Annotated in this window: 17 protein-coding genes; 6 read left to right on the top strand and 11 right to left on the bottom strand. The window is 59.8% G+C overall.

The annotated features are described in order from the left end of the window. Positions 1–37 precede the first annotated feature (37 nt). From EKH79_RS17675 to EKH79_RS17630, 10 genes are all read right to left on the bottom strand, one after another. Positions 38–250 carry a hypothetical protein gene (locus EKH79_RS17675; RefSeq protein ID WP_126675174.1) on the bottom strand — a complete coding sequence of 71 codons (213 nt, stop codon included), beginning with the start codon at positions 248–250 and terminating at the stop codon, positions 38–40. Positions 251–457: 207 nt separating this feature from the next. Beyond that, entirely contained in the window at positions 458–799 is a 342-nt protein-coding gene (locus EKH79_RS17670) for a hypothetical protein (protein WP_126675173.1), read from the bottom strand. 93 nt (positions 800–892) lie between these two features. Next, a complete protein-coding gene (locus EKH79_RS17665) occupies positions 893–1,468 on the bottom strand; it encodes an FUSC family protein (protein ID WP_126675172.1) in 576 nt (191 codons plus the stop codon). Positions 1,469–1,481: 13 nt separating this feature from the next. Further along, positions 1,482–3,770 (bottom strand): DNA helicase II, encoded by a 2,289-nt coding sequence (locus EKH79_RS17660; RefSeq protein WP_126675357.1) that lies wholly within the window; start codon positions 3,768–3,770, stop codon positions 1,482–1,484. A gap of 211 nt (positions 3,771–3,981) precedes the next feature. Beyond that, positions 3,982–4,200: a hypothetical protein gene (locus tag EKH79_RS17655; protein ID WP_126675171.1), complete on the bottom strand. Its 219-nt coding sequence runs from the start codon at positions 4,198–4,200 to the stop codon at positions 3,982–3,984. Between the two features lie 155 nt (positions 4,201–4,355). Next, positions 4,356–5,927: a porin gene (locus EKH79_RS17650; RefSeq protein WP_158621283.1), complete on the bottom strand. Its 1,572-nt coding sequence runs from the start codon at positions 5,925–5,927 to the stop codon at positions 4,356–4,358. Between the two features lie 63 nt (positions 5,928–5,990). Beyond that, positions 5,991–6,587 carry a molybdopterin-dependent oxidoreductase gene (locus tag EKH79_RS17645; RefSeq protein WP_126675169.1) on the bottom strand — a complete coding sequence of 199 codons (597 nt, stop codon included), beginning with the start codon at positions 6,585–6,587 and terminating at the stop codon, positions 5,991–5,993. Between the two features lie 89 nt (positions 6,588–6,676). After that, entirely contained in the window at positions 6,677–7,471 is a 795-nt protein-coding gene (locus tag EKH79_RS17640; RefSeq protein ID WP_126675168.1) for a TOBE domain-containing protein, read from the bottom strand. Positions 7,472–7,639: 168 nt separating this feature from the next. Then, positions 7,640–9,145, bottom strand: coding sequence for a hydroxymethylglutaryl-CoA synthase family protein (locus EKH79_RS17635; protein ID WP_126675167.1), 1,506 nt, complete (start codon positions 9,143–9,145; stop codon positions 7,640–7,642). A gap of 454 nt (positions 9,146–9,599) precedes the next feature. Next, positions 9,600–11,225: an alpha-glucosidase family protein gene (locus EKH79_RS17630; protein WP_126675166.1), complete on the bottom strand. Its 1,626-nt coding sequence runs from the start codon at positions 11,223–11,225 to the stop codon at positions 9,600–9,602. Between the two features lie 452 nt (positions 11,226–11,677). Between EKH79_RS17630 and EKH79_RS17625 the strand changes: the two genes are divergently transcribed. The 6 genes from EKH79_RS17625 to EKH79_RS17600 all read left to right on the top strand — a co-directional run bounded on the left by EKH79_RS17625 (position 11,678) and on the right by EKH79_RS17600 (position 24,441). Further along, complete coding sequence (locus EKH79_RS17625) at positions 11,678–14,575, top strand: TonB-dependent receptor (RefSeq protein WP_158621282.1); 2,898 nt, start codon at positions 11,678–11,680, stop codon at positions 14,573–14,575. A 166-nt stretch (positions 14,576–14,741) separates the two neighbouring features. Continuing rightward, positions 14,742–16,307: an alpha-amylase family glycosyl hydrolase gene (locus tag EKH79_RS17620; protein WP_233590383.1), complete on the top strand. Its 1,566-nt coding sequence runs from the start codon at positions 14,742–14,744 to the stop codon at positions 16,305–16,307. 156 nt (positions 16,308–16,463) lie between these two features. Beyond that, on the top strand, positions 16,464–18,833 hold the full coding sequence (locus tag EKH79_RS17615) for a TIM-barrel domain-containing protein (RefSeq protein ID WP_126675164.1): 2,370 nt from the start codon (positions 16,464–16,466) through the stop codon (positions 18,831–18,833). Positions 18,834–18,966: 133 nt separating this feature from the next. Continuing rightward, positions 18,967–20,523 carry a GH39 family glycosyl hydrolase gene (locus EKH79_RS17610; protein ID WP_126675163.1) on the top strand — a complete coding sequence of 519 codons (1,557 nt, stop codon included), beginning with the start codon at positions 18,967–18,969 and terminating at the stop codon, positions 20,521–20,523. A 253-nt stretch (positions 20,524–20,776) separates the two neighbouring features. Continuing rightward, positions 20,777–22,957 carry an MGH1-like glycoside hydrolase domain-containing protein gene (locus EKH79_RS17605; RefSeq protein ID WP_126675162.1) on the top strand — a complete coding sequence of 727 codons (2,181 nt, stop codon included), beginning with the start codon at positions 20,777–20,779 and terminating at the stop codon, positions 22,955–22,957. Beyond that, positions 22,954–24,441 (top strand): MFS transporter, encoded by a 1,488-nt coding sequence (locus tag EKH79_RS17600; RefSeq protein WP_126675161.1) that lies wholly within the window; start codon positions 22,954–22,956, stop codon positions 24,439–24,441. The genes EKH79_RS17605 and EKH79_RS17600 overlap by 4 nt, the downstream gene beginning before the upstream one ends. Here EKH79_RS17600 and EKH79_RS17595 read toward each other — a convergent pair. Continuing rightward, entirely contained in the window at positions 24,432–25,712 is a 1,281-nt protein-coding gene (locus EKH79_RS17595) for an RNA polymerase sigma factor (RefSeq protein WP_126675160.1), read from the bottom strand. The genes EKH79_RS17600 and EKH79_RS17595 overlap by 10 nt on opposite strands. Positions 25,713–25,751 lie beyond the last annotated feature (39 nt).

Here is a 25,751-nt window from a genome sequence, read left to right as displayed (position 1 = left end):
TCGCTCCGTTAGAGACTCGCGGCAGCGCCGCGCGCGGTTAGCTTCGTGGCCCCAGGCGGTCGCAGAGCAACAGAAAGCCCAGCGTGGCCGCAGCCAGCACAAAACCGAAAATGAGATAGATAGCGTCCATAAAAGCCTCGGTGCCACACAGCTGCGCATTGTGGAGACCGGGGTATAAGAAGCGGGTAGCGAAATCGGCGCCCCGCGTATAGAACGCGTAAATTTTTTCGAACGGCAGGAACTTGGTCATTCGCTGCTCCCTCCCCTGCGAGCAGGGGAGGGTTGGGGTGGGGTCAAACAACCTGGCGATACGGCTAGTGCGTGCGACCCCCTCCCAACCTCCCCCTACTTCGCAGGGGGAGGGGCAACGCGGCTCCCATTCGAGGGAGGTGTAATGCAGCGCGCATCAAACTCCCTCCCCTGCGAAGTAGGGGAGGGTTGGGGAGGGGTAAGCCCCTCAATGCACGGAAACGGCCCACGCAATAAACGCCGCATTCACCGCCGTCAGCGTCAACGCGACAAGAAACAACACATCCGCGCCACGTTCCAGCCGGTGATTTCGCCGCAGGTTACGTGTGCGCAACGCCCAGTACGACACCAGGCAGGCAGCGAGATAGAGCATGGCGTTGATGGCCAGCAGATCATCGCCAAAGATGTCCGGCCGACGCAGCGAAATCACGACGCGGATGATGCCGATCACCGTAAGGCACACGCCGACCATTGCAGCCGATGCGGTAAAGATGTGTACGCAGATATCGTGGTGCAGACACGGTTGTTGTTTTTCTGCTGCGGCGTTCATGGCGTGATCGATACGTGTGGCGTCGATCAAAATGGACCGGCCTATCCGGCGCAGGTTTCACAGCAAGAGCCTGCGTTTAACTGCGAGATGGATTCAAGAATCTGCGTTGGGATCGCCCAGCCAGTGATCTTCCAGCCAATGTGCGAGCCGCGTGACCAGCAGCGCGCTCGCAATACCGATGGTGACTTCACCCAGTCGAGTAAGTGCCACGGTCCAGAACGGACCTGCATGCGGGACGAGCATGACGATGGTGACCGTCGTTGCACTCAACTTACCGGAGCTGCCCACTTTGAAGCACCAGCACAGCATGATCGCCACCGCCATGGTGATGGCATAGGCGGTGTAATTGTCCTTCGCCACATAGGAGCCGATCAGCGCGACCGTCCCGCCGATGCCCGCGCCAATCACCTGATCGAGCGACGATTTGCGTGTATCCATGTACGTTTGTTGCGTGACGGAGATCGCCGTCAGCGCGCCCCAGAAGGCTTGCTCCGTGTGTAGCAGCAAGCCGACGCTGTAACCGAGACTGCCCGCAGCCAAGGCCTGCGCCGCCATCGAAAGGCCATCGACCAAGCGATGACCCCACGGCAGACGCTTGTACAAGTCTTCGAGCTGGCCATGAAAAAAGCTGAGCTGGCGACGGCTGTCGCGGAGATCTTGTTCGCTCATCGGCGCACTCTCCTCAAAGCGGCGTGAGGTTCGCGTAAGCGGCAACCAGCCACTTGCTGCCTTCGCCTTCGAAGTTCACTTGCAAGCGCGTATGCGCGCCGCTGCCTTCGGCACTGACCACGACACCTTCGCCGAACTTGGGATGGCTGACGCGTTGTCCAAGTCTCACCGGTAAATCTTCTTTCAGCGACGGCGCCGGTTCGGCAAAGCGGCCGGCGTAGAGCGGGCGACTGACCTGCACGCGCGGCCGTACTTCGTCGATCAGCGACGGCGGCACTTCGCTCAGGAAGCGGGAAGGGCGCGCCAGCATTTCTGTGCCGTGCATGCGGCGCGATTCGGCGTGCGTTATGACGAGACGTTCGCGTGCACGCGTGATACCGACGTAGGCGAGGCGGCGTTCTTCTTCCAGTCGGCCTTCGTCTTCGACGGAACGCTGGCTCGGGAACAAGCCTTCTTCCACGCCAACCAGGAAAACCAGCGGAAACTCGAGGCCTTTCGCCGAGTGCAGTGTCATCAACTGCACGCAGTCATCCCACGAGTCGCCCTGGCCTTCGCCGGCTTCAAGTGCTGCGTGCGAAAGAAATGCGGAGAGTTCGCTCAGACCTGCTTCGATGTCATCGGGTGTCAATTCGAAGCGGGACGCGACGTTGACCAGTTCGTCCAGGTTCTCTACGCGCGATTCGGCATTGCCGCGGCTGTCTTTTTCATAAAAATCGCGCAGACCCGATTGCACGATGGCGTGGTCGATCTGTTCGGCCAGTGGCAATGCCGCACTAGCCCTCTCCCCTTCGGGGAGAGGGTTGGGTGAGGGGCTGTTCGAAGCGAGGAGTTCCGGCGAGGTTGTCCCCTCACCCCAGCCCTCTCCCCGGAGGGGAGAGGGGGCAAAAGTGCGCGCCATCTCGTCAATCATGGCGAGGAAGCTTTTCACCGCATTCTTCGCGCGCCCTGCTAATTCCGTGCTGCTGGAAAGTTCGACAAGCGCAGCCTCCCACATTGACGTGCTGTCCTGCCGCGCACGCCGGCGCAACACATCCAGCGTACGATCGCCGATGCCGCGTGGCGGCGTATTCACGGCGCGCTCGAACGCCGCATCGTCGTGACGATTCGCGGTGAGGCGCAGGTAAGCAAGCGCATCCTTGATTTCGGCGCGCTCGAAGAAGCGCAGGCCGCCATACACGCGATACGGAACATCGTGCTGGATCAACTGCTCTTCGAAGTTGCGCGATTGCGCGTTGGAACGATAGAGAATGGCGCAGTCTTTCGCGTTGCCGTGTTCGGCGATGTATTCGCGAATGCGCTCGATGACGAATCGTGCTTCGTCCTGCTCGTTATACGCGGCGTAAACGGCAATGCGATCGCCTTCCTCGCCGGCCGTCCACAACTGTTTGCCAAGACGGCTGCCATTGCGTTCGATCACGCTGTTGGCGGCTTTGAGAATGTTCGACGTAGAACGGTAATTCTGTTCGAGCTTGATCGTTCGCGCGCCAGGGAAATCGCGCAGGAATTGCTGCACGTTCTCGACCTTCGCACCACGCCAGCCGTAAATTGCCTGATCGTCGTCGCCCACGACGAAGACCTGGCCGGTTTGACCGGCGAGCACGCGAATCCACGCGTATTGCAACGAATTGGTGTCCTGGAATTCGTCGATCAATAGATAGCGCCAGCGTTGCTGGTAATGCTCAAGAATGGCCGGCTGTTTCAACCACAATTCGTGTGCGCGCAGCAGCAGTTCGGCGAAATCGACCAGGCCTGCACGACGGCATGCGTCTTCATACGCCTGATAGATTTGCACCAATGTGCGCGTGACGGGATGTTGTCCGTGCTCGATGTTCTCCGCGCGCTTGCCTTCGTCTTTCCAGCTGTTGATCTGCCATGCGGCCTGACGCGGCGGGAAGCGTGCTTCGTCCAGGCCGAGTCCGGCGATGACGCGCTTGACCAGCCGTTGCTGATCGTCGGCATCGAGAATCTGGAAACTTTCTGGCAATCCGGCTTCACGCCAATGCCTGCGTAGCAGACGATGCGCGATGCCGTGGAAGGTGCCGACCGTCAGTCCTTGTGTACCGCCGGGAATGAGGTGCTCGATGCGCGCGCGCATTTCGCCCGCGGCCTTGTTTGTGAAGGTCACGGCAAGAATCGCCCACGGCGGCACATGCTCGACCTGATTGAGCCAGCCGATGCGATGGGTCAATACGCGTGTCTTGCCGGAGCCTGCGCCCGCAAGAATCAGGTAGTGGCCGGGTGGCGCGCAGACCGCTTCGCGTTGCGCGTCGTTGAGTGAGTCGATCAGGTGCGAGACATCCATCTGCGGCATTGTAGCCGCTGTGCGGCTACGCATTCCTCCCTCTCCCCGATGGGGAGAGGGGCGGGGTGAGGGGCTCGGGCTTGCGAAAATGTTTCTACAGCGCGCGCTTTCATTGCGAGAAGCGTTGAGAGCAAAAGCTCGCTTCAAATGGCGGGCAGCACAACATTGGCCCCTCACCTCAGCCCTCTCCCCATAGGGGAGAGGGAGAAAATCAGCGCTTCGAGAGCAGGCCGCCGAGTGTCAGCAAGCCACCTACCACGATGCCTGCAATGCCCAGCCATTCGGGAATGACTTTGTCGTGGGTCGCGGTGAGCTTCGCCGAACCCAGCTGAAAGACGGTATCGGTTTGCGTATAGCTGCCGTGACCGAACACAACCCAAAGCCCTGCGCCCAACAGCACGATTCCGATGATGACCAGGATGGCACGCATGATTGGCTCCTCGAGGATGATCGCCCGATCATAAGCGCAGACATGTCGCCGAGGAAGCTACGCACGTACTTTCCTCAGCGGCGTTTCATGATTGCCTGCAATGTGTGGACGGCTACTTTGTCGGTGCACTCTCGATGCGATCGCCCGCAAACCGCTCAGAAGATGAAGCGGGCACCAATGGTCGGCGCAAGATTGTTGTCGTGGTAGTAGGGAACGCCGGGACCGTGCGGAATGGCGATGGCAAGGCCGCCGCTCACGTCGGAATACGCAACACCCGCATACGCGTCGAAACGCTTGGTGAAGTGATGATCTACATAGAGCGACACTTCGTTGAGCGTGCCGCCACAGGAGCTGCGGAATCCGGCGGCGACTGAGCAGGTCGTCGGAATACGGAAGTCGTTCTGCAGCTCGTGATAGTAAGACACCGTGATGTCGGTCTTGCTGCCGAGCGCGTATTTCACGCCTGTCCACCAGACCTGCACGATCTTGGGCGAATCGAGATTGTTGTCTTCGACACCGCTCAGGCGATAACCGCCCTGCGCGGTGGCGCCAACGCCCAAGGGGTTGTTGGGATTCATCTGGCGGATATGTTCGTAGCCGACAAAGAACTTGAACGCGTCCCACGTATATTTGGCTGTGCCCATGATGGCGCTGTTGTTGGTCACGATGCCGTATTCGGTGTTGGCCGGCGAGATCACGTTGGCGCCGGTAATGGGGTTGGTATTGATGCTATTGAGCGTCGATTGATACGGTTGCGTCAGACTCTCCGGCCCCAGCAGCGGGTTGACGACGCTGATCGCCTGGTCGACATGCTGGTAGACAAAGTCGGCGGAGAATTTGTTGTACGTTCCACCGACGTCCAATCCATAAGCTTGGTTGTGCGTGCCTTCCTGTGTACACGTGGCAGCCGTCCAGGTGGACGATGCTGAGTAGCAACCGCCCTGACCATCGGTGAATTTGTACATCGCGCCGACGTGGAACGGGCCATAGGTGAGGCGGTATTTCACGGCGTTGTCCCAACGCGTGTCCTGCGTGTCGCCGCCGCCAGCCATCAAACCGTTATAGCCGATGAACGAAAAGGCGTAGGCACCGCCGGCGGGATCGTATTGGAGCATCACATCGGTGCCGAGCGCGCGCTGACGACCGAACGTAAGCGTGCCGAAATCCGTCGACGAGATACCACCATAGATTTCGTCGTTGAACGCTTGGCCCGCACGTGCGCCATCTCCGGCAAACGAATAATTCTGCCGCGCACGGCCGTTATTGACGGTATTGGTGGCCGCCAAATTGGCCATCTCGAAAGACTGTGGGTTGAAACCGGTCGATGCGTTGAACACCACCGTCCAGCCTTCGACAATTTTTTCTTTCGCGCGGATGCCGACACCCGTCTGCTGCAGGTTGTTCGGTTCGATCAGATATCGAGACCGATTGCCGTTGCGATTGACCAACGATTCGCCTTCATAGTTATGCCCGTTGGTCGGCATGCCATGGCTGACCCAGCCGAAGCCGACGTCATACGCGCCGTACAGCGTGATGCCGTGCCAGGTCAGTGGGCAATCGGTAGCGAAGAACTCTTGCGTGCTTGAGCACGCGGCAGGAGTGGATGGCGCAGCAGGAGCCGGTTGTGCGGCTTGCGGATCGGCAGGGCTTGCCGTATCGGCCTGTGCCGTGATGCTGGCAATCATCAACGCAACAGCCAGACTCGCAACTATCCATTTCTTCAGCATGTGGAGTTCTCCCGTGATGGCGTGGCGAAACGCAATCACCATCTGCGTGGTTATGGAAAGGAATCAGGGTGAGGGTGCTGCGGTGTTGATTACCTCGATCGTCGTCACGCTGCGTATCCAGCGTGCCGGCCGTTTGTCCCCAGGTACAACGATTCGGTAAGGGCCGTCCTTCGCAATCGGATGACCGTCTTGCGTGTCGGCCAGCATCGCTTGTTCGTTGCCGAGCATCGGATCGAGTTCGGCGAGGCTGAAAACAATCTGGTAGTGATCGGATGCGGTGACGCGCACGATCGTCGTCATGGCATGTCCGCGCAGTTTCTCGCCGCTTGGTGCGTCCACTTTTTGCAGGATGCTTTGCAGCGACACGCCTTGCCATCGACTCGGTGCTTCGTGATGCGCAGATGCAGTGACGCTGACCCGCGGCATCGCGGCCAATGCAGTGTGATCGAGCGTTATAGGTGCCTTGCCATCGGCAATGACGCGCACAACCGGCTGATCGGCGGGCGCCGTTTGCGCAGCGACGTTGATGGATGAGAAGGCGAGGAGGGCGAGTAACAGCGCCAACCATCGGCGCGTCATCGCGGTGTTGCCGCAACGAAAACCAGCGGCGCGCGATGTGGTCTGCTGCGTGATGAATGCACATCCGCCCTTGGGAAGCATAAGCCCGACCTATCCCCGCGCCTCGGGTCGAGGCGTAATAAGGTCGAGTATATGACGGTTTCCTGTGAAGGGCAGTACAAAAGCGCGGACTAGCGGGCTGTCCCCAGAATGACGCTGGATGCCTTGACCACGGCTACCACCGCCACACCTTCGGCCAAGCCCAAGGCCGACACGCTTTCGGTCGTCACGATGGACGTCATGACGCTGCCGCCGTCCAGGCGAATACGTACATCCGCATTCACCGCGCCCATCGTCACCTGGACGACCGTTCCCGGAAATTGATTGCGCGCGGAAAGGCGCATACCGTCATCCGGCAGTGCGATCAACACCGACGACGATTTGATGAGCGCAATCGCTTCGCTGCCGATCTCAAGTCCGAGATCCTGCGTGCTTTCGCAGGTCAAGGTGGCCACGACATGTTCACCACCGGGCAATGCAAGTTCAACGGTGTCGTTGACGGCACCCTTGTGGATGTTCACCACACGACCGGCCAGCTGATTGCGCGCACTGGTTCGGAACATAAGGCTCCTTATCAGCTTGATGTCGGCGGCCGATTCATTGGCCAGCGTTTCGAATTGTTCGAAGAAGCGGCGATGCACATCTTCCAGCGCAGCGAAGGCTTCGATCAACCGCTTGCCACGCTCGGTGAGTTGCGAGCCGCCGCCGCCCTTGCCACCGGTTACGCGTGTTACGAGGGGCTCATCCGCCAGATTGTTCATGGCGTCGATGGCGTCCCATGCGCCCTTGTAACTCATTCCTACGGCGCGGGCGGCAGCGGTGATCGATCCGTTTTCGTCAATCTTGGCCAGCAATGCGATGCGATCGGCGCCGCCCAGAGCACGGTCGTCGGAGTGAAGCGAGAGTACGCCTTTTAATTTGAACATGATCGCGCCAGCCTCGTGGTGTCGCTTCAGCGAGACCGAGTCTAGCTAAATGGGCCGCGAAGCGAGTGTCTCGGCTCGTCATTCCCGCGAGGCGCTTCTCAACAGCGAAGCTGGTCAAGCGGGAATGACGGGCAACATGCTTTCGGTGAAGCGCCGAGTCGCCGCCAATTAAGGCGCGAATTCGTAGTAATCCACGCCCAAGTCCTGGAACGCGTTTTCGTACGTGCTACCGGTGCGGGCGATGACGAACTGATCGCGCGGCGGACAATTCAGATCGACGTGCTTGCCGTCGTGCAGGGCTTCGTACTGCTGCTGTGACAGATCGACCGATGCTTCCAGCGCTTTGCGGAAACCGATCTTGCTGGCGGCATCCCGCCAACCCGGTACGACACGCAGCGGCACAGCCTCGGCGGCATCGCCGCTGCCATAGCCGATAGCGGCAAGCTTGGCGTTCGTCAGGTCGACGTTCTGCTCCAGCGCATCTTCGAAACCTGCAGCAATCCACGCCGGCAAGGCGGCGGTGTAGAGATTGCCCAGTTCCATGGCCGAATCGGTGCCAAGTTTCACGCGCGTGGCGAGCAATTGCTGGAACGCCGGACTCTTGCGCACCACGCCCGACAACTTCGTCGTCAGCGGATGCGGTTCCTGCGCGGCATCGGCGTGACCGCCGCGACGCACGAAGTCACCGTACAGATCCGGATTGTTGCGACATTCTTCGATCACGCCTTCCGGCGACACGCCAGCCTGTTCGCACAGCGCCTGAAATTCCGCATTGGGTTGCGGTGCGCGTGCGAGTGCGCGGGCGTAGATAAAGGCCAATGCCTGCAGCGGCATCATGTGATACGGACGATGGAAAAACAGGCTATCCACCGACGCGAGGAATTCGCTGCCGGTCGTGCCGAGGCGTTCGATCATCGCGTCGAACGCCTGTCCCGTTTCGTCGAGGTAGGCGAACGTGGAGTACTTGCCGCTGAAGATCGGGAAATCGTGCAGACGCTTGCCGCGCTCGGAATAGTCCTGATCGAAATGGCGAGCGAACGGTTTGCGGAAATCCGGGCCGCGGTAGTCCGATGCGCTGCCGGAGTGTTCCAGATCCACTTCGAACAGTTTCGGCGTGGCTTCCACCAGCATGGCCACGGCGCCTGCGCCTTGCGTCTGTTCGCCGGTGGAGCCGCGCTCGTATTCGGCGATATCGCTGCACACGACGATGGCTTTGCGATGCTGTCCGTCGAAGGCGACATAGCGCAGCGCACTCTTCAGCGCATACACGCCGCCAAGGCAGGCATGCTTGAATTCAGGCACTTCGATGTTGCGCGACAGACGCGGCAAGCCAAGGCGTTCCAGCTCGCGATCGACCATGCCGCGCACGATCACGGCACCGGCGGAGTTGTCCTTGCTGCTCTCGGTGCCCAGGGCAAGCTGGCCGACTTCGCGCGGGTCGATGTTGTAGTTGCGGATCAGGCGAAGCACCGCGGTGGCGGCCATCGTGTAGGCATCTTCATACGGCGCCGGGCGGCGAAAGCTGCGGCCGACCACGGCCTGCACCTTGTCCCACGAATTGCCGGTCCATTCGCACCAGTCGCGCAACGGCACACGCGGCTGCGGAACATACAGGCTCAAACCACTTACACCAGGATTGCACCGTTGTGCTGCCGTCTCATTCGCTGTCTTCAAAACCAGTGTTCCTCGGGTCAAATCGGGCTCATGCTGCCGCTATATTCAATTCCGTCCTAAGCCGAGCAGGGTCGTTTCACCTGTGTCGCGGCGGGGCGTGAGCGTACGTGGGGGTGCACAGTACATGGACAGGGCTAGCCCGTCGATTATGAACCAGATTGCCGAACGATTCGCGCCCCTGGCGCATGACTTACGACATTAGCCCCGAAATTCAGTTGCGCTCGAATGGTTCCCTCTCCCCTCTGGGGAGAGGGTGAGGGGTGGACTTGCCACCATCCTCATGGCTTGCGTAAAGCATGGCTTTGAATGTTTCGTGCAATAGCGCCATTCATCGCGAGATTGGCCCCTCGCCCCAGCCCTCTCCCCGGAGGGGAGAGGGAGCAGGCAACTGAGGGTTGGGCCGTTGACGGGGATTTCAGCGGATTTAAACCAGCCAAATCCGTGAATATCGGTACTACTTCGCAAGCCGCGCAAATAAAACGCTGTGACCGGGCAGATGCAATCGCTGGCCGTCGAGCGATCCCTGCAGCAGGCCGTGGCTGTCCAGCAGCTGCGCCTTATCGAGGTGGGGCAGATCGAGCGTCACGTCGGCTGGCTGCTTGCCCAGATTGAACACCGCCAGCACGTCTTCATCGCGGTGACTGCGCACGAAGGCGAGTACCGGCTCGGGCGTATCGAGGAAGCGAATCGCGCCCCAGCGCAAGGCTGGTTGATCGGAGCGCCACGTCATGAAGCGCCGAAAGCCCTGCAAGACCGAATCCGGATCGGCTTCCTGCCGCGCAACCGCCAACGTCTTGTGCTTTCCGTCGATGGGCAGCCATGGATCGGCTGGGCTGAAACCGGCGTGCGCGCTGTCGTCCCAGGGCATCGGCGTGCGGCATCCATCGCGGCCCTTGAAGTTCGGCCAGAACGCGATGCCGTACGGATCGCGCAGCGATTCATAAGGCACCTCCGCTTCTGTCAGGCCAAGCTCTTCGCCCTGATACACGCAAACCGAGCCGCGCAGCGAACACACCATCGCCGTCAGCAGATTGGCAAGACGCGGCGATGCATTGCCGTTGCCCCAACGCGTGAGCACGCGCTCCACGTCGTGATTGGATATCGCCCAGCACGGCCAGCCTTCGCTGACCTGCGCTTCGAGTTGCTCCACCGTGTCGCGAATGTAGTGCGCACTGAAATCGCTGCTCAGCAGTTCGAAGCTGTAGCCCATGTGCAAACGGTGGCCGCGTGTGTATTCGGCCATCGTGGCGAGCGAGTCTTCCGAAGAAATTTCGCCCAGCGTGACGGCCGTCGGGTAACGGTCGAGCAAACTGCGCAATTCATCGAGAAAAGCGAGATTTTCCGGCTGCGTGTTGTTGTAGAGGTGATACTGGAACGCGTAGGGATTGTCCGCGCTGAAACCGCGGCCGACACGCTTTTCTTTCGGCTTGGGCGGGTTGTCGCGCAGCTGCTTGTCGTGGAAACAGAAATTGATCGCGTCCAGTCGCAACCCATCCACGCCCTTGTCCAGCCAGAAGCGCACATTGTCGAGCACGGCGGCGCGCACATCCGGATGATGGAAGTTCAGATCCGGCTGTGAGGAAAGAAAGTTGTGCAGGTAATACTGGCTGCGGCGCGGCTCCCATTTCCATGCGGAACCGCCGAAGATCGACAGCCAGTTGTTCGGCGCGCTGCCATCGGGCTTCGCATCGGCCCATACGTACCAGTCGGCCTTGTCGTTGTCGCGGCTTTCGCGGCTTGCCTTGAACCATGCGTGTTGATCGGAGGTGTGACTCAACACCTGATCGATCATCACTTTCAGGCCGAGGCCGTGCGCTTTGGCGAGCAGTCGATCGAAATCGTCGAGCGTGCCGAACAGCGGATCGACATCGCGGTAATCGGCAATGTCGTAACCGAAATCGGCCATTGGCGAGCGGAAAAACGGGGCGATCCAGATCGCATCCACGCCCAGGCTCGCCACGTAATCCAGGCGCTGAATGATGCCCGGCAGATCACCCACCCCGTCACCGTTGGTGTCAAGGAAGCTACGCGGGTAAATCTGGTAGATGACGGCGCCGCGCCACCAGGATGCATCGATCATCGAAAACCCCACTGTAAGCAGGCACCTCCTGGCACCTGCGCGAACGGAGTGCAGCTTAGCCTTTGCCCTGCCGCGGATCGCAGGGGTTTGCATACGTATTCATTCGTGCTGCGAGTGCGTCATGGATGTGCGTACGTCGAATCGCACGTGTACGTCGCGCACCAGGCATCCATTGCGTAAAAGGCAGGAAAAGGCTCATTTTCAGGGTATTTTTCATGTTCATCACGACGGCGTGTGAATGGCATGTTGCGCTGCGATGCATGCCGGACGGCCGACGAAATGAATACGTATGCAGGGTGTGGTGTGCTTGGAAAAACGCGCCCTACCATCCGCTCACGCCTCCACCATGACCATTGGGGTGCGAGCGGTCGGGGCATTCACATGCAGCGTGAATGACGGTGGTTGGCGATCAAGAACGACGCAACGACAAAAATTTCGGGGGAGGGGAACACGTGATTCTCAAGCGCAATTTGCTGGTAGTGGCATTGGCATCGGCAGGACTATGCATGGCATTCGGTGCACAGGCAGCCGGCGACAGCCCGCAAACAACAACGTCTGGCACCAGCCAGCAAACGACCACGGCCAGTACCGGTACGGGCAATGGCGGCACGGATCAGTCGACGAGCAATCCCAAGAGCCAACAGGCATTGGCCAAGAGCTTGTCGACGGTGACGGTGACCGGCTTCAGCAGCAGCGTCGAGAAGTCGATCGACTATCAGCGCTACGCCGACACGATTCAGAACGTCGTCACGGCCGCGGACATCGGCGGTCTGCCCGATCAATCCATTGCCGATGCGTTGACGCGTCTGCCCGGCGTTGCGGCCGAGCGTATTGCCGGCCAGGACTCGCAGATCAACTGCCGCGGTCTGTCCGGCAACTTCATCGAGACGACGCTGGACGGACGCGAACAGCCATCCACCAGCGGTAGCAACTACATCCAGTTCGATCAGTACCCCTCGGAACTGATCAGCATGGCGACCGTTTACAAGTCGTCGCAGTCATCGTTGATCGAAGGCGGTGTCGGCTGCTCGATTGCCTTGCAGACGGCCAATCCGCTGGACAATAAAAAAGACGAGACGCTCAACGTCGACGCGCGCGGAAGCTACAACGGACAGGGGCATGACATCGTCGGTGACGGCACGAACGGTTACCGCATCAGCGTGGCGTATCAAGGAAAATTCCTCGACAACACGCTAGGTGTCGGCCTGGGTTTTGCGCAGCTGTATCAGCCGCATATCGCCGAACAATTCGTGGGCGAAGCCTCTGACGGCAATCTGTACACGCTGGCAGACGGCCAGAAAGCCTACCTGCCCGAAGGTATCCAGCTGCAGCAGGACGGCGGCAGCGAGCGCCGTACCGGTTATCTGTCGACCATCGTGTGGAAACCGACCGATCATCTTCAGGTGACGGGCGACATGTACTACTCGAAGTTCGACAACAACTACTACGGCTACGGTCTTCGCTCGCAAAATTTCTACGGCAACAATGCCATCATCACCAATCCGGTCATCGGTGCCGGTGGTGCGCTGCTCGGCGGTACTGCAAGCACCAACACGGCGCTTCCGGCAGGACAGGTTCAGTTCTCCAACGAAACCACGGCCGACAACTACAGCACCGATACGGGAATCTTTTCCGGCGGCCTGAATCTGAAGTGGAACAGCGGTCCGTGGCATGTCGAGTCGGATCTTTCGCTCTCGCACGCCGAAAGCGATGAAATCAACGTCGATACCACGGCTGACGCGTATACAGGGCTCGGCACGTCCAACCCGCAGTTGATGAATCAGTCCACGACGTTCGCGTTCAATGGCTTGAACATCGGCTCCGCGTCGGTGAGCAACCCCGGTGTTTACACCAATCCTGCCGACATGGCGTTGTCGCGTTACGGCGTGTATCCGTATATCTACCACGATCGCTACAAGGCGTTCCGCACGGCGGTCCAGTACGACCTGGAAGACAATCCGATCTTCAGCGACATCCAGGCTGGTATTTACATCAACAACCACACCTTCGAAGCCAATCGCACGGTCTGGGTCTACGGTTCGGAATGGAATTCGTACACACCCAATCCCAATCCCGAGCCGCCGCTGCCGCTGAACAGCAGCGACACCAAGGTTGTCTGCTGGAAAGGCAAGTTCAGTGGCATGCCGTGTTTTCTGCAGCTGAATACCGCTGCGATTCTCGCTCAGTACGGTATTCATCCCAATCCGCAGCTCGATCTGGACAACAACAGCTGGTCGGGCATTCAGAGCGGCGCGGTGAATGAGAAGGTGCGCGATGCGTTCGTCATGGCGGATATCGACACGACGTGGTTTGGCCACGAAGTGACGGGCAACATCGGCGTGCGCGGTACGCATACTTCGCAATACAGCTCGGGTATTCAAGAAGTGGAGCCCGGCCAGGGCGTGCCGATGACCGACGGCTTTGGCTACGTAGCGAACGATTTCATCCCGATCAATGTCGGCATGACCTATACCAAGTGGCTGCCGTCGTTGAACCTGATCTATCACTGGACCGACAGCGATCAGACGCGTTTCTCCGTGTCGAAAGTGCTGTCGCGTCCGCCGATCGATTCGATGCTGGCCGGCGCCGGTTCGTACATCACCAATGGTCAGTACAACGTGTGGGGCGGCACCAGCCCGCTGCTGCGTCCGCTGACGGCGATGCAGTACGACCTCGATTACGAACACTACTTCGACGATTCCACCGGTCTGTTCACTGCCGGCGTGTTCGTCAAGCACATCGACACGTTCGTGCAGACCAACGTGACGTACAACAACTTCAACTTCGCGTCGGTGGGCATCCAGGTGCCGATCAATCCGGCGACCGGCGTGCCGTACCTCAACGGTTCGTACACCACCGCGTACAACGCGCCGGGCAGCATGGTGCGTGGTCTTGAGTTGTCGTTGCAGAAGACGCACTTCCTGCCGGGCATCTGGTCGGGGCTGGGTTTCGGTGCGAACTACGCGCTGACGCAGAGCCCGTTCGGTCAGACATCCACGCTCGGCGGTCCGCCGCAAGCCCAGGGTCTGCCGGGACTGTCGCGTAACGTGGCAAGTGCACAGATCTTCTACGACAACGGCACGTTCTCGGCGAACATCACCGGCAACTATCGTTCGAAGTTCGTGTCGGATTCGCAGATTGCGGTCACCAACCAGATCGTTTACTTCGCGCCTGAAACGGTGTGGGACATGCAGTCGGCGTACAACCTCACCAAGAACGTCAGCCTGTTGTTCCAGGTTCTCAACATCACCAACCAGCCGACGCGCACCTACTTCGGCAATCCGTCCGAGACGGGCACGATCCAGTATTTCGGACGCACGTTCTACGCTGGTTTCAACCTGAAAATTTAATCCATCGCCTGGCGTTTTCTCATGGCGCCAAGTCGACTCCCTCCCCGGTTCCGCGCTGTTGCGGAACCGGGTTCTTTTCAGGCGAGGCCCGGTTCGCCCTAGTCGTTGTCGACACGCTTGTGCAGCCGATGCCATGACAACGACACTCCATCCCCGGGAACCCTGCATGTCAAAGATTCGCCCCGTCATTCGCGCTATCACCATGGCTATGGTGATGCTTGTGCTGGCGCTCCCTGCTGGTGCGAAAGAGGGCAATTCGGCAACGAAGCCATCGGCGCAATCATCCGGCGTCTACTACGAAATTTTTGTTCGCGCCTTCTACGACAGCAATGGCGATGGCGTGGGCGACATCAATGGCATTACTGCCAAACTCGATTACATCAAGTCGCTGGGCGTGAGCGGCATCTGGTTGATGCCGATCAATCCGTCGCCCAGTTATCACGGTTACGACATCACCGATTACGAAGGCATCAGTCCGCAATACGGCACGATGCAGGATTTCAAGCGATTGCTGGATGAAGCGCACAAGCGCGGCATCAAGGTCGTGATGGACATGGTGATCAATCACACCAGCGATCAGCATCCGTGGTTCAAGGCGGCGCAGAATCCGAAAGATCCGCATCACGATTGGTACGTATGGGCTACGCCGCAGAGCGATCTGCATGCGATCAGCGCCACCGGTGGTCCCGCATGGCATCGCGCGCCGAATGGTCAGTATTACGTCGGCGTTTTCACGAGCGCGATGCCCGATCTCAATTACGACAATCCCGCGGTGCGCAAGGAAATGATCGACGTCGGTCGCTTCTGGTTGAAGCAGGGTGTGGATGGTTTTCGTCTCGACGCAGCCCAGCACATCTATGACGATCTACGATCCGACATGGATAGCCCCGTTGCGTTGAAAAAGAACGTGACGTGGTGGAGCGAATATCGCCACGGCCTGGAAGCGGCGGACCCGAACGTGTGGCTGGTCGGCGAAGTGGCGCGCCAGAATCCGGACGATCTGGTGCCGTACATGGGCCCGTTGAACACGGTGTTCAATTTTCCGCTCGCCACGCAATTGCTCAACAGTGTGCGGCAGGAGCGCAATCTCGGTATCGGCACGGGACTGGAATATACCTACGCTGCGTATCGCGCACATGCGGATGGCCAATTCGACGACGCACCGTTTCTGACCAACCACGATCAGAACCGCGTGATGAGCGAACTCGAGGGCAACACGGCGCATATGCGTCTTGCCGCAGCGCTGCTGCTGACACTGCCGGGTCACCCGTTCATCTACTACGGCGAAGAGTTGGGCATGCAAGGCATCAAGCCCGACGAAGATATCCGCGAACCGATGCGCTGGTATCGCAACAGCGGTCCCGGTGTGGCGAGCTGGAAAACGTGGAGCACGAGCGATGGTCCGGACGTTTCCGTCGAAGCCGAAGAGACCGATCCGAATTCGCTGCTCAAGCTCTATCGCAGCTTGATCGGCTGGCGCACGCAGATCAGCGCACTGAGGGACGGCGTGCTGCACAACGTGCCCGTCGATGATCCCCATGTGCTTGCGTATACGCTGCAGGATGCGCAATCCCGCGTGCTGGTCGTGCATAACCTCTCGCGCGATACGCGAACCGTATCGCTGGGCGCAGCGTTGCCGAATGCGACGATTCTCGTGCAAAGCACGCCGGGCGCCACGGTGACCCGGGGGCAGCTAAGCCTGCCGCCTTATGGCAGTGCGATCCTGCACTGAAACGGACGCTGCGTGAGCGGATGTAACAATCCGCTTAGGCCGGTATGGACGGCCACGCGTTATCCCCTTATACGAGACATCTGGTTATAGTCGGGCGCTATCGCGCCCGCGCTTGGGCTGTGCTCGGGCGATCCTGTACTGAAGAAGGACGGTTGGATGACAACACTGCGTAACTTGGCCATATGCGGCCTCTTGTCGACGGTCGCGTTCCCGATCCTGGCGGTGCCGCCTGTGAAGTCAGCCGGTCCAAACTTTCAGCTCGAACATGCCGATGCGCACGGCATCGATCTGGTACGCGGCAAGGATCGCATCAGCTTGCGTTTCCTCGCGCCGAACGTACTGCAGATTCACGGCATGCCCGATCACATCAGCACACCGCCGGGCGTGGTGATGGATCCTCATGCCGCACATGGCGATCTGGCTAACCTGCATGTCACGACGACGGCGGACAGCGCCTCGGTGGCAACCGATGCATTGACCGTCATCTGGGACAAACACAAGGCAAGCCTGACCATTGCCGATGCGCAAGGGCATACGCTGTTGCAGACCGACCCCGCTTCCCTCATGGACGGCCAGATCGATCTGCAGCACGACGCAGGCGATTCGCTTTACGGTATCGGTGGCTACGATGCCTTTGAACCGGCAACAGGCGGATTGCTGCGCAAGGGCGTGCAGATCGTGAAAGCCGGTGAGCAGGGTTATCCGGGCGGCCCGTTCGTGTGGAGCACCAGCGGCTACGGCCTGCTGGTCGATACGGTGGGGGCCAAGTTCGATCTGGCCGCCGGGCATGTGCAGATCACAGGCATCAGTCGTATGGATGTCAGCTACGACGTGATCGCGGGCAAGCCGCCGCAAATCTTTGCCGCGCTCGCGGACCTTAGCGGTGCGCCGCCGCTGTTCCCGAAATGGGCGATGGGTTTTACCAACAGCCAATGGGGCATCGATCAGAAGGAATTGCAGAGCATCGTGCAGGGGTATCGCACGCGGCATATTCCGATCGACAACTTCACCTTCGATTTCGACTGGAAAGCCTGGGGTGACGACAACTACGGCGAGTTCCGCTGGAATGCCACGAAATTTCCGGATGGTCCAAGCGGTGCGTTGAAAGCCGAGATGGACAAGCTTGGCATGCACATGACCGGCATCATGAAACCGCGCATCCACGTAGATACGGTGGAAGGCCGCTACGCGCAGGAACATGGTTATTGGTTCAAGAGTCGCCCGCAGAACACGGATTACTTTTCGCTCAAGCCCGTGCGCGAAGTGGATTTCAATCAGCCTGCCGTACGCACGTGGTTCTTCAACACGCAGCTGAAGCATGCGTTCGATACCGGCATTGTCGGTTGGTGGAATGACGAAGCCGACGATACCGACAGCGACACGCAGTTCCTCAACATGCAACGTGCGCTTTACGACGGACAACGCGCGTACACGCCGATTCGCGTGTGGTCGATCAATCGCGATTTCTATCTTGGCGCACAGCGCTACGCCTACGGCCTATGGTCTGGCGACATCGACACCGGCTTCGACGCCATGGCAGCGCAGCGTCAACGCATGCTCAGCGCGATCAACGTCGGCGAAATGAAGTGGGGCATGGATAGCGGTGGCTTCAAGGGTCATCCGGATGACGAAAACTACGCACGCTGGATCCAGTTTGCCGCCTTCGTGCCGATTTTCCGTGTGCACGGTACCTTCGGGGAGAAGCGTCAACCGTGGCTTTATGGGCCGACGGCCGAAAAAGCCGCGACAGACGCGATCCGCCTGCGTTATGCATTGATTCCGTACATCTACAGTTACGAACGCGCGGCAACGACCGATGGCGTTGGCCTCGTGCGCCCGCTCACGTTTGATTATCCGGATGACACGCACGTCCGCGATGACATCGATGCATGGATGTTCGGCGATGGCTTGCTCGTTTCGCCCATCGTTGGAAAAGGTCAAACGCAAAAGGACATCTATTTGCCGGCGGGCACGTGGATCGATTACTTCAAGGGCACGGTATACCAAGGCGGTCAGACGATCCGCTATGCGGTCGACAGCAAGACATGGAGCGATATCCCGCTCTTCATCCGTGAAGGCGCGATCATTCCAACCGGCCCGGCGATGGATTTCGTCGGCCAGGATCCGTTGGCCGAATTGTCGGTGGATGTCTTCCCTGCCACATCGCTCACGCACTTCGATTACTACGATGACGACGGCAAGACCTACGCTTACGAACACGGCGCGTACTTCTCGCAACGGATAACCGCACAACGCAAGGGCGGCGATGTTGTCTTCACGACCGAAGCGGCGCACGGCAGCTACAAGCCGGCGTTGAAGTACTACCTCGTCAAGATTCACGGCGTCACCGCCACAGCCGTCAGCAGCGGGAGCGACACGCTTAAATCCGTCGGCAGCGCCGAGGCCTTGCAGGCGGAGAAGGGCGAGGGGTGGGCGATCGGCCATGATCGTTATGGGCCGGTGACCCTGATTCAGCTCGCTGCCGGCCAGGACCGCCAGATAAGCCTCCATACGGCCGGCCCTTAAGCCGCGCAGCCATCGTCAAAACGGGTCCGATGGACGTGAAGCCCCTTCTGTAAGAGACTTCCCGGTCAAGGAAGTAAACGTTTACATGCCGGGACGCATCCACCCCGGTGGACTGCCGCTTCAGGGAATCGCCATGTCAGACCAACCTTCATTCCGCCGTCTTGCACTCAGCCTTTGCGCGGCTGCCTTGTTAGTCGCCGGCGCGGCACACGCCGCTACCCCCTCCAGCGACACCGTCCAACTGAAGGTGGACGCCACCGCAACCGGTACGCCGTTCCCGCACTTCTGGGAACAGATGTTCGGTTCGGGGCGTGCCTCGCTCGCCCTACGCGACGACTACCGGAAGGATCTGGAGGCGGTGCATGACGCCACCGGTTTCGGCTACATCCGCTTCCACGGCATTTTCGATCACGATGTCGGACTCGTGCAGCGCGATGCCGCCGGACACATCAGCTACAACTTTTCATACGTCGATCAGATTTACGACGGCCTGCTCGAGCGTGGCGTAAAGCCGTTCGTCGAGCTGAGCTTCATGCCGCCGGAAATCAGTTCCGATCCGTCGAAGGTGCACGACTTTTGGTATCACCCCAATGTGATGCCGCCGAAAGACTATGCGGATTGGGACGCGATGATTCGCGCGTTTGCGCAGCATCTGATTGCGCGCTATGGCATCGATGAAGTGTCGACCTGGTACTTCGAGGTATGGAACGAGCCGAATCTGCAGTTCTGGGGCGGCACACCCGAACAATCGACGTACTTCACGCTTTACGATCACACGGCACGCGATTTGAAGTCCGTCGACCAACGCTTGCGCGTCGGTGGTCCGAGCACGGCGCAGGCGGCGTGGGTGCCTGTTTTCCTCAAGCACGTGCGCGACGCGAACGTGCCAGTGGATTTCGTCAGCACGCATGTGTATGGCGACGACACGGCGCAAAACGTGTTCAAGACGGATGAAAACATTCCTCGCTCGGACATGGTGTGCCGTTCCGTCGACAAAGTGCACAAGGAGATCGCCGCTTCACCGCTTCCGAAGCTGCCGCTGATCTTCAGCGAATACAACGCCTCTTACGCCAATTTGCCGAACGTCACCGATTCGATCTACATGGGTCCGTGGATGGCGAACACGATCCGCGAATGCGCGGGCAAGGTGGCGATCATGAGTTACTGGTCGTTCTCCGATGTGTTCGAAGAGCAGGGCGTCGTGCGTACACCGTTCTACGGCGGCTTCGGTTTGATCGCCGAAGATCGCATCGAGAAGCCTGCGTTCAACGCATTCGCGATGCTGCACCATCTTGGCGATATGCGTCTTCCGCTTGCCTCCGATACGGCGCTGGCGACGCGCCGCGCCGACGGCACCGTGGTGCTGGCGCTATGGAATTACGCACCGCCCGTAGGCGATACAGCCGACTACACGCCTGGCGAACCGAAAGGCAACGTCAAGCACTTCGATGTCGACGTATCGCATCTGGGCGCTAATGCCAACGCGACGGTGTGGCGCCTGGACGAAACGCACGGCAATGTCATCGCCGCATTCGATCGCATGGGACGCCCTCCGTTCCCGAGCCGCGAACAGATCCAGCAACTTCGTGCGGCCGGAAAGATGGCGCCGTCGGAATCGGTCGCCTTGCAGAACGGCCATCTCACGCTCGATATCCCCCCGCAGGGGCTGGTGGTCGTTGAGCTGCACTAAACAGCGCATCGTCGCGGCGCTGGCGCGTGGCCAGCGTGCGGCGTTCGTAGAACGCATACGGATGAATACGTATGCATAAAGCTGCCAGCGGGCATCGCGTTGCCTACCATGCACGGTCGCTCATGCGGAAAAACGTTGCGATGAATGCTGCGAGTGCAGCATGTGCGCGACGTCGCATCGTGACATAACCGTTGTACGGGAGAAGACCATCGATGGCCGCTAGCACATCCATTCGTCTGCATCGGGAGATGGCATGCTGAGTGTCGTGATGATCGTGGCGCTTGCCGCCGGTGATGTCTGGCGCGATCAGATCGGTTGGCGCGGTCAGACATCGCAGATGAGCGTGAGCGCAGGTCAAGGATTCGAGCTGACGGGTCCTTTCGGCAAACGCATTATTCCCCATCAGCTCATGCGCACCGACACGGCCAGCCCGATGTTCGATGGTTTGTTCGCGATGGCGCAGGATGAACTCAAGCAGGATTCCGTCACCGCGATTCAGGACGGCGCATTCGACAACGGTCAACCGATTCCATGCACGTGCTTTGTTACCGGCGTGAAATGGCCGTACGTGTGGACGCGCGATCTCTCTTATTCGATTGATTTGGGACTGTGGAAGTTCGACGCGACGCGTGCACGCAACGGCTTGCGCTTCAAATTGTCGGAGGTCCGCGATCCGTCTTTGCCGCAGGGTCTGTATGTGATGCAGGACACCGGTTCCGGCGGAAGCTGGCCGATCAGCACCGATCGCGTTGTCTGGTTCCTGGGTGCCGGACATTTGCTGGATGACAAAGCCTTCGCTGATGACGTTTACCGCGCCTTGAACGACACGCTGGCGCAGGATCGCGTGTACGCTTTCGACAGTAGTTTTGGTTTGTATCGCGGCGAGACATCGTTCCTGGATTGGCGCGAGCAGACGTATCCGGCGTGGACCGCGGATAACGTTGTTTCCATCGCGCAATCCTACGCGCTGTCGACAAACGTCTTGCACTATCAGGCGCTGCAACTTGCGGCGCATCAGGCCGATGCGCATGGCGATGCGGCCAAAGCAAAGCAGTATTCGGAACAGGCGGCCGCGCTCAAGCAAGCGATCAATGCACGCTTCTGGCGCGATGACCGGCGCATGTACATGAGTTACATCGGTGGTGACGGAACGCCTTACGACACCTACGATCTGCTCGGCACCGCATTGGCCGTTACCAGCGGTGTCGCCGACGGAGATCGGGCGCGCGAGGCAATCGACAATTATCCGACATGGCCGGCGGGTAGCCCCGTGATCTGGCCCGAGCGTGCGGACCAACCGATTTATCACAACCGCGCCATCTGGCCATTCGTAAGCGCTTATGCATTACGCGCGGCACGCACTGTGAACGATCCGGATCGCATCGAACACGAATTGCGCTCGATCATGCGTGGCGCGGCGATGTCCGGCTCGAACATGGAAAACTACGAGCTGATGACGCAATCGATACATGTCGACGAAGGCAAACTCAGTGGCCCCGTCGTGGATTCGCCACGCCAGCTTTGGTCTGTCGCCGCGTATCTGGATATGGTCAGCGAGGGCGTATTCGGTTTGACGCAGAGCGGCCATATCGAACCCAAGCTTCCGACGACGCTGGTACCCATGTTGTTCGGTCGCCACGATCGCATTCGTTTGCAGATGCCCGATCGCACCATCACGCTGGTTCGCCCAGCCACCTTGCACGGCAATTTGCTTGTAGCGGGTGCAACGCATGTGCACGGTTCGGAAACCATCGTGACCCTGAAAGCGGTGGATGTTCCGTCAGCGCCGTTGCATATCGATGCAACCCTCTACGCGCCGGCATCGCCCGACGCGCCGGAGGTTACGGTGGAAGGCAAGGGCTGGCGTGTGAAAGCAGATGGCAAGTTCGTGCTTTACGCCGATGGGCAGCGCCTTGGCAGAGTCGACGGAAACACATACGTCGCTCAGGTCGGTGCGCCTCCGTGTTTCAGTGCGACGCGCGTCGACGAGCACGGTGTGGAATCACTGCACAGCCCGACGGTGTGTGCCGCTGATCCCGTACGTATTTCCGACCCTTGGCCTCGGCATTGGATCGCACCGGCAACCGGTAGTTATCGCGTGGCGCTTCGATTCGAGAACAACCACGGGCCGATCACGACCGGCGTCACGGCCGCCGTGAAGATGTTGGTGGTCAATTGCGATGGCAACACCACGCAGCGTGTTCCCATCGTCATGCCGCACAGCGTCGGCGAGCAAACCTCGACGTATGCGATCGTCACGGCGAAAGCGAATGCTTCCTGCCGCTTCGACCTGGATCAGGGTTTCAACATGAGCGACCTGAGCCACTTCGCGCATTACACGGGCGGCAAGGGCGGCGTCGATGGGCCGTTGAATGACGCACGCATGGGCGATTTGTTGATCTCGCCGGCGTCGGCAGCGGCGGGTGCGCCATGAGCCGCAAACCGAATCTGTCGTTCTGGCAGATATGGAACATGTGTTTCGGTTTTCTGGGCATCCAGTTCGCCTTTGCGCTGCAAAATGCCAATGTCAGCCGCATCTTCCAGACACTCGGTGCGGGCGTCACGGACATTCCAGCGCTGTGGATCGCTGCGCCGCTCACCGGTCTCATCGTGCAGCCGCTGATCGGTTATGCGTCGGATCGCACGTGGGGAGCACTGGGGCGTCGACGTCCGTACTTTCTGGCAGGCGCCGTGCTCACGACGTTGGCGTTGCTGTGGATGCCCAATTCGGGTGTGTTGTGGGTCGCTGCGACATTACTGTGGATGATGGATGCATCGATCAATGTTTCGATGGAGCCCTTCCGTGCCTTCGTTGGCGATCAGTTGCCGACAAGCCAGCGGCCGTTGGGCTACGCAATGCAGAGTTTCTTTATTGGCATCGGCGCGGTGGTTGCATCGTTGCTTCCCTATCTCCTGGCGCGCCTCGGCGTGAGTAACGTGGCAGGGCCCGGCGGCATTCCTGCCACGGTGCGCGATGCGTTCTACATCGGCGGTGTCGTGTTGCTCGGCTCGGTTCTATGGACTGTGCTGTCTACACGCGAATACCCGCCTGATCAGTTGCGTAAATTTGCCGATGCGGTGACGCACACGGAGACAGTGATCGATCGTAGCCATGCCATGGGCCGTGGCATGGTCTGGTTGGCGTTGGGTGCAGTCGGTGCGTGGCTTGTCTACGTCTACGCTCTGGAAAAAGAGCTCTATCTGCTTGCGGGTGGCCTGATTGCTTATGGCCTGTCCCAATGGTGGTTGAGCGCGGGTGTGCGACAAGGCGTGGTCACGCAGGTGATGAGCGATCTGCATACCATGCCACCGGCCATGCGAAAGCTGGCGTGGGTGCAATTCTTCTCATGGTTTGCGCTGTTCGCCATGTGGATCTACACCACCGCCGGTGTCGCGCAGATGCATTTCGGTAGCACCGATCCGCAATCGGAGGCTTACAACAACGGCGCTAATTGGGTCGGCGTACTGTTCGCCGCGTATAACGGTTTTGCCGCGCTTGCTGCGCTGGTGATTCCGTTGATGGTTCGCCGCGTGGGTTTGCGCGTCAGCCATCTGATCAATCTGTGGTTGGGTGGCTTGGGCCTTGCCGCGTTTCTGCTGATTCGCGATCCCAACTGGCTGTTGTTGCCGATGGTGGGCGTCGGTTTTGCGTGGGCGTCGATTCTTTCGCTGCCGTATGCGTTGCTGTCGGACAATTTGCCCGCCGAGAAGATGGGCGTTTACATGGGCATCTTCAATTTCTTTATCGTGATTCCGCAACTGCTCGCCGCCAGCATATTGGGTTTGTTGTTGCGCGTGTTTTTCCACGCGCAACCCATTTATGCATTGGCATTGGGCGGTGCGAGTTTGCTGATTGCGGGATTGTGTGTGTTGCGCGTTGAAGAACCCAACGTCACAGCAGAAGTTGCTCAGGCTTGAGCGCGTGCTGCTTGCGCGCTTGCGGCGGCGCGACGTTCCAGCATCTGGCGTTCGCGCGTATTGCGCGTCATGGACGCGGCGCGCTCGAATTCGTGGCGTGCTTCATCGTGACGTTGCAATCGGCTGAGCAGGTCGCCGCGAACACTGGGCAGCAAATGATAATTCCGGAGCTGCGGTTCGTCGGCCAAAGCGTCGATGAGCGCCAGCCCCGCTGCCGGACCTGAGGCCATCGCCACGGCAACGGCGCGATTGAGTTCGACGATGGGCGAAGGCATCACCGTTGCCAGCACGGCATACAGCGACGCGATGCGCGACCAGTCTGTTTCATCGACGGTACGTGCGCGTGCGTGACAGGCGGCAATCGCTGCCTGCAAGGCATACGGTCCACTTGCGCCGCGAAGCTTTTCGATGCGGTCGAGCGCGGTAAGCCCACGGCGAATCAGCAGGGGATCCCAGCGGCTGCGATCCTGATTGGGTAACAGAATGGGCTCACCCGACGATGTCGTGCGCGCGTTCAAGCGCGACGCCTGGATTTCCATCAATGCCAGCAAGCCGAGCACTTCGGGTTCGTCAGGCGCCAGCGCCGCCAGCACGCGGCCCAGACGCATGGCTTCGTTGCAAAGTTCCGGGCGTATCCAGTCATCGCCCGATGTGGCGGCGTAGCCCTCGTTGAAAATCAAATAGAGCACTTCCAGCACGGAGGCGAGACGTTCGTCGCGTTCTTCGCCGCGTGGGACTTCATACGGAATGTTTTTTTCGGTGAGGGTGCGCTTGGCGCGCACGATGCGTTGCGCGACGGTCGGTTCGGGAACCAGAAACGCGCGCGCGATTTCATCGGTGGTCAGGCCGCCCAGCAGGCGCAGCGTCAACGCAGCGCGTGCTTCGGCGGAAAGCACGGGATGGCAGGCGGTGAATATCAACCGCAGCAGATCGTCGCCGATATCTTCATCGAGCATGGCTTCCAGCTCCAGCCGCTCGTCCGTGGGCTCGAACTCCGGTTCATGGATAAGGCTTTCATGCTTGCGTTCGATCAGTTTGCGCCGGCGTAGCTGGTCGATGGCGCGATGCTTGGCGGTGGTCATCAACCATGCGCCGGGGTTGTCCGGCACGCCGCTTTGCGGCCAACGCTCCAGCGCTGCCACCAGCGCATCCTGCGCCAGTTCTTCGGCCAGACCCACGTCGCGCACCATGCGTGCGAGTCCGGCGATCAGCCGCGCCGATTCGATGCGCCATACCGCTTCGATCGTGCGATGGATGTCGCTGCCCGTCATGACGGGCGATCACAGCACTTGCGCGTAAGGTGTGCAAGC

Origin of the sequence: Dyella dinghuensis, assembly GCF_003977615.1 — a bacterium.
Lineage (GTDB): Bacteria > Pseudomonadota > Gammaproteobacteria > Xanthomonadales > Rhodanobacteraceae > Dyella_B > Dyella_B dinghuensis.
Note: the sequence above shows the minus strand (reverse complement) of the source record. Positions and strands in the feature narration are given on the sequence as shown.

Excerpts from the sequence above, each read along its gene's own strand:
- EKH79_RS17620 (WP_233590383.1), top strand. The coding sequence starts at position 14,742 with ATGTCAAAGATTCGCCCCGTCATTCGCGCTATCACCATGGCTATGGTG.
- EKH79_RS17605 (WP_126675162.1), top strand. The coding sequence starts at position 20,777 with ATGCTGAGTGTCGTGATGATCGTGGCGCTTGCCGCCGGTGATGTCTGG.
- EKH79_RS17615 (WP_126675164.1), top strand. The coding sequence starts at position 16,464 with ATGACAACACTGCGTAACTTGGCCATATGCGGCCTCTTGTCGACGGTC.
- EKH79_RS17675 (WP_126675174.1), bottom strand. The coding sequence starts at position 250 with ATGACCAAGTTCCTGCCGTTCGAAAAAATTTACGCGTTCTATACGCGG.
- EKH79_RS17600 (WP_126675161.1), top strand. The coding sequence starts at position 22,954 with ATGAGCCGCAAACCGAATCTGTCGTTCTGGCAGATATGGAACATGTGT.
- EKH79_RS17665 (WP_126675172.1), bottom strand. The coding sequence starts at position 1,468 with ATGAGCGAACAAGATCTCCGCGACAGCCGTCGCCAGCTCAGCTTTTTT.
- EKH79_RS17655 (WP_126675171.1), bottom strand. The coding sequence starts at position 4,200 with ATGCGTGCCATCCTGGTCATCATCGGAATCGTGCTGTTGGGCGCAGGG.
- EKH79_RS17610 (WP_126675163.1), top strand. The coding sequence starts at position 18,967 with ATGTCAGACCAACCTTCATTCCGCCGTCTTGCACTCAGCCTTTGCGCG.
- EKH79_RS17650 (WP_158621283.1), bottom strand. The coding sequence starts at position 5,927 with ATGCTGAAGAAATGGATAGTTGCGAGTCTGGCTGTTGCGTTGATGATT.
- EKH79_RS17640 (WP_126675168.1), bottom strand. The coding sequence starts at position 7,471 with ATGTTCAAATTAAAAGGCGTACTCTCGCTTCACTCCGACGACCGTGCT.
- EKH79_RS17630 (WP_126675166.1), bottom strand. The coding sequence starts at position 11,225 with ATGATCGATGCATCCTGGTGGCGCGGCGCCGTCATCTACCAGATTTAC.
- EKH79_RS17670 (WP_126675173.1), bottom strand. The coding sequence starts at position 799 with ATGAACGCCGCAGCAGAAAAACAACAACCGTGTCTGCACCACGATATC.
- EKH79_RS17645 (WP_126675169.1), bottom strand. The coding sequence starts at position 6,587 with ATGCTTCCCAAGGGCGGATGTGCATTCATCACGCAGCAGACCACATCG.
- EKH79_RS17660 (WP_126675357.1), bottom strand. The coding sequence starts at position 3,770 with ATGGATGTCTCGCACCTGATCGACTCACTCAACGACGCGCAACGCGAA.
- EKH79_RS17595 (WP_126675160.1), bottom strand. The coding sequence starts at position 25,712 with ATGACGGGCAGCGACATCCATCGCACGATCGAAGCGGTATGGCGCATC.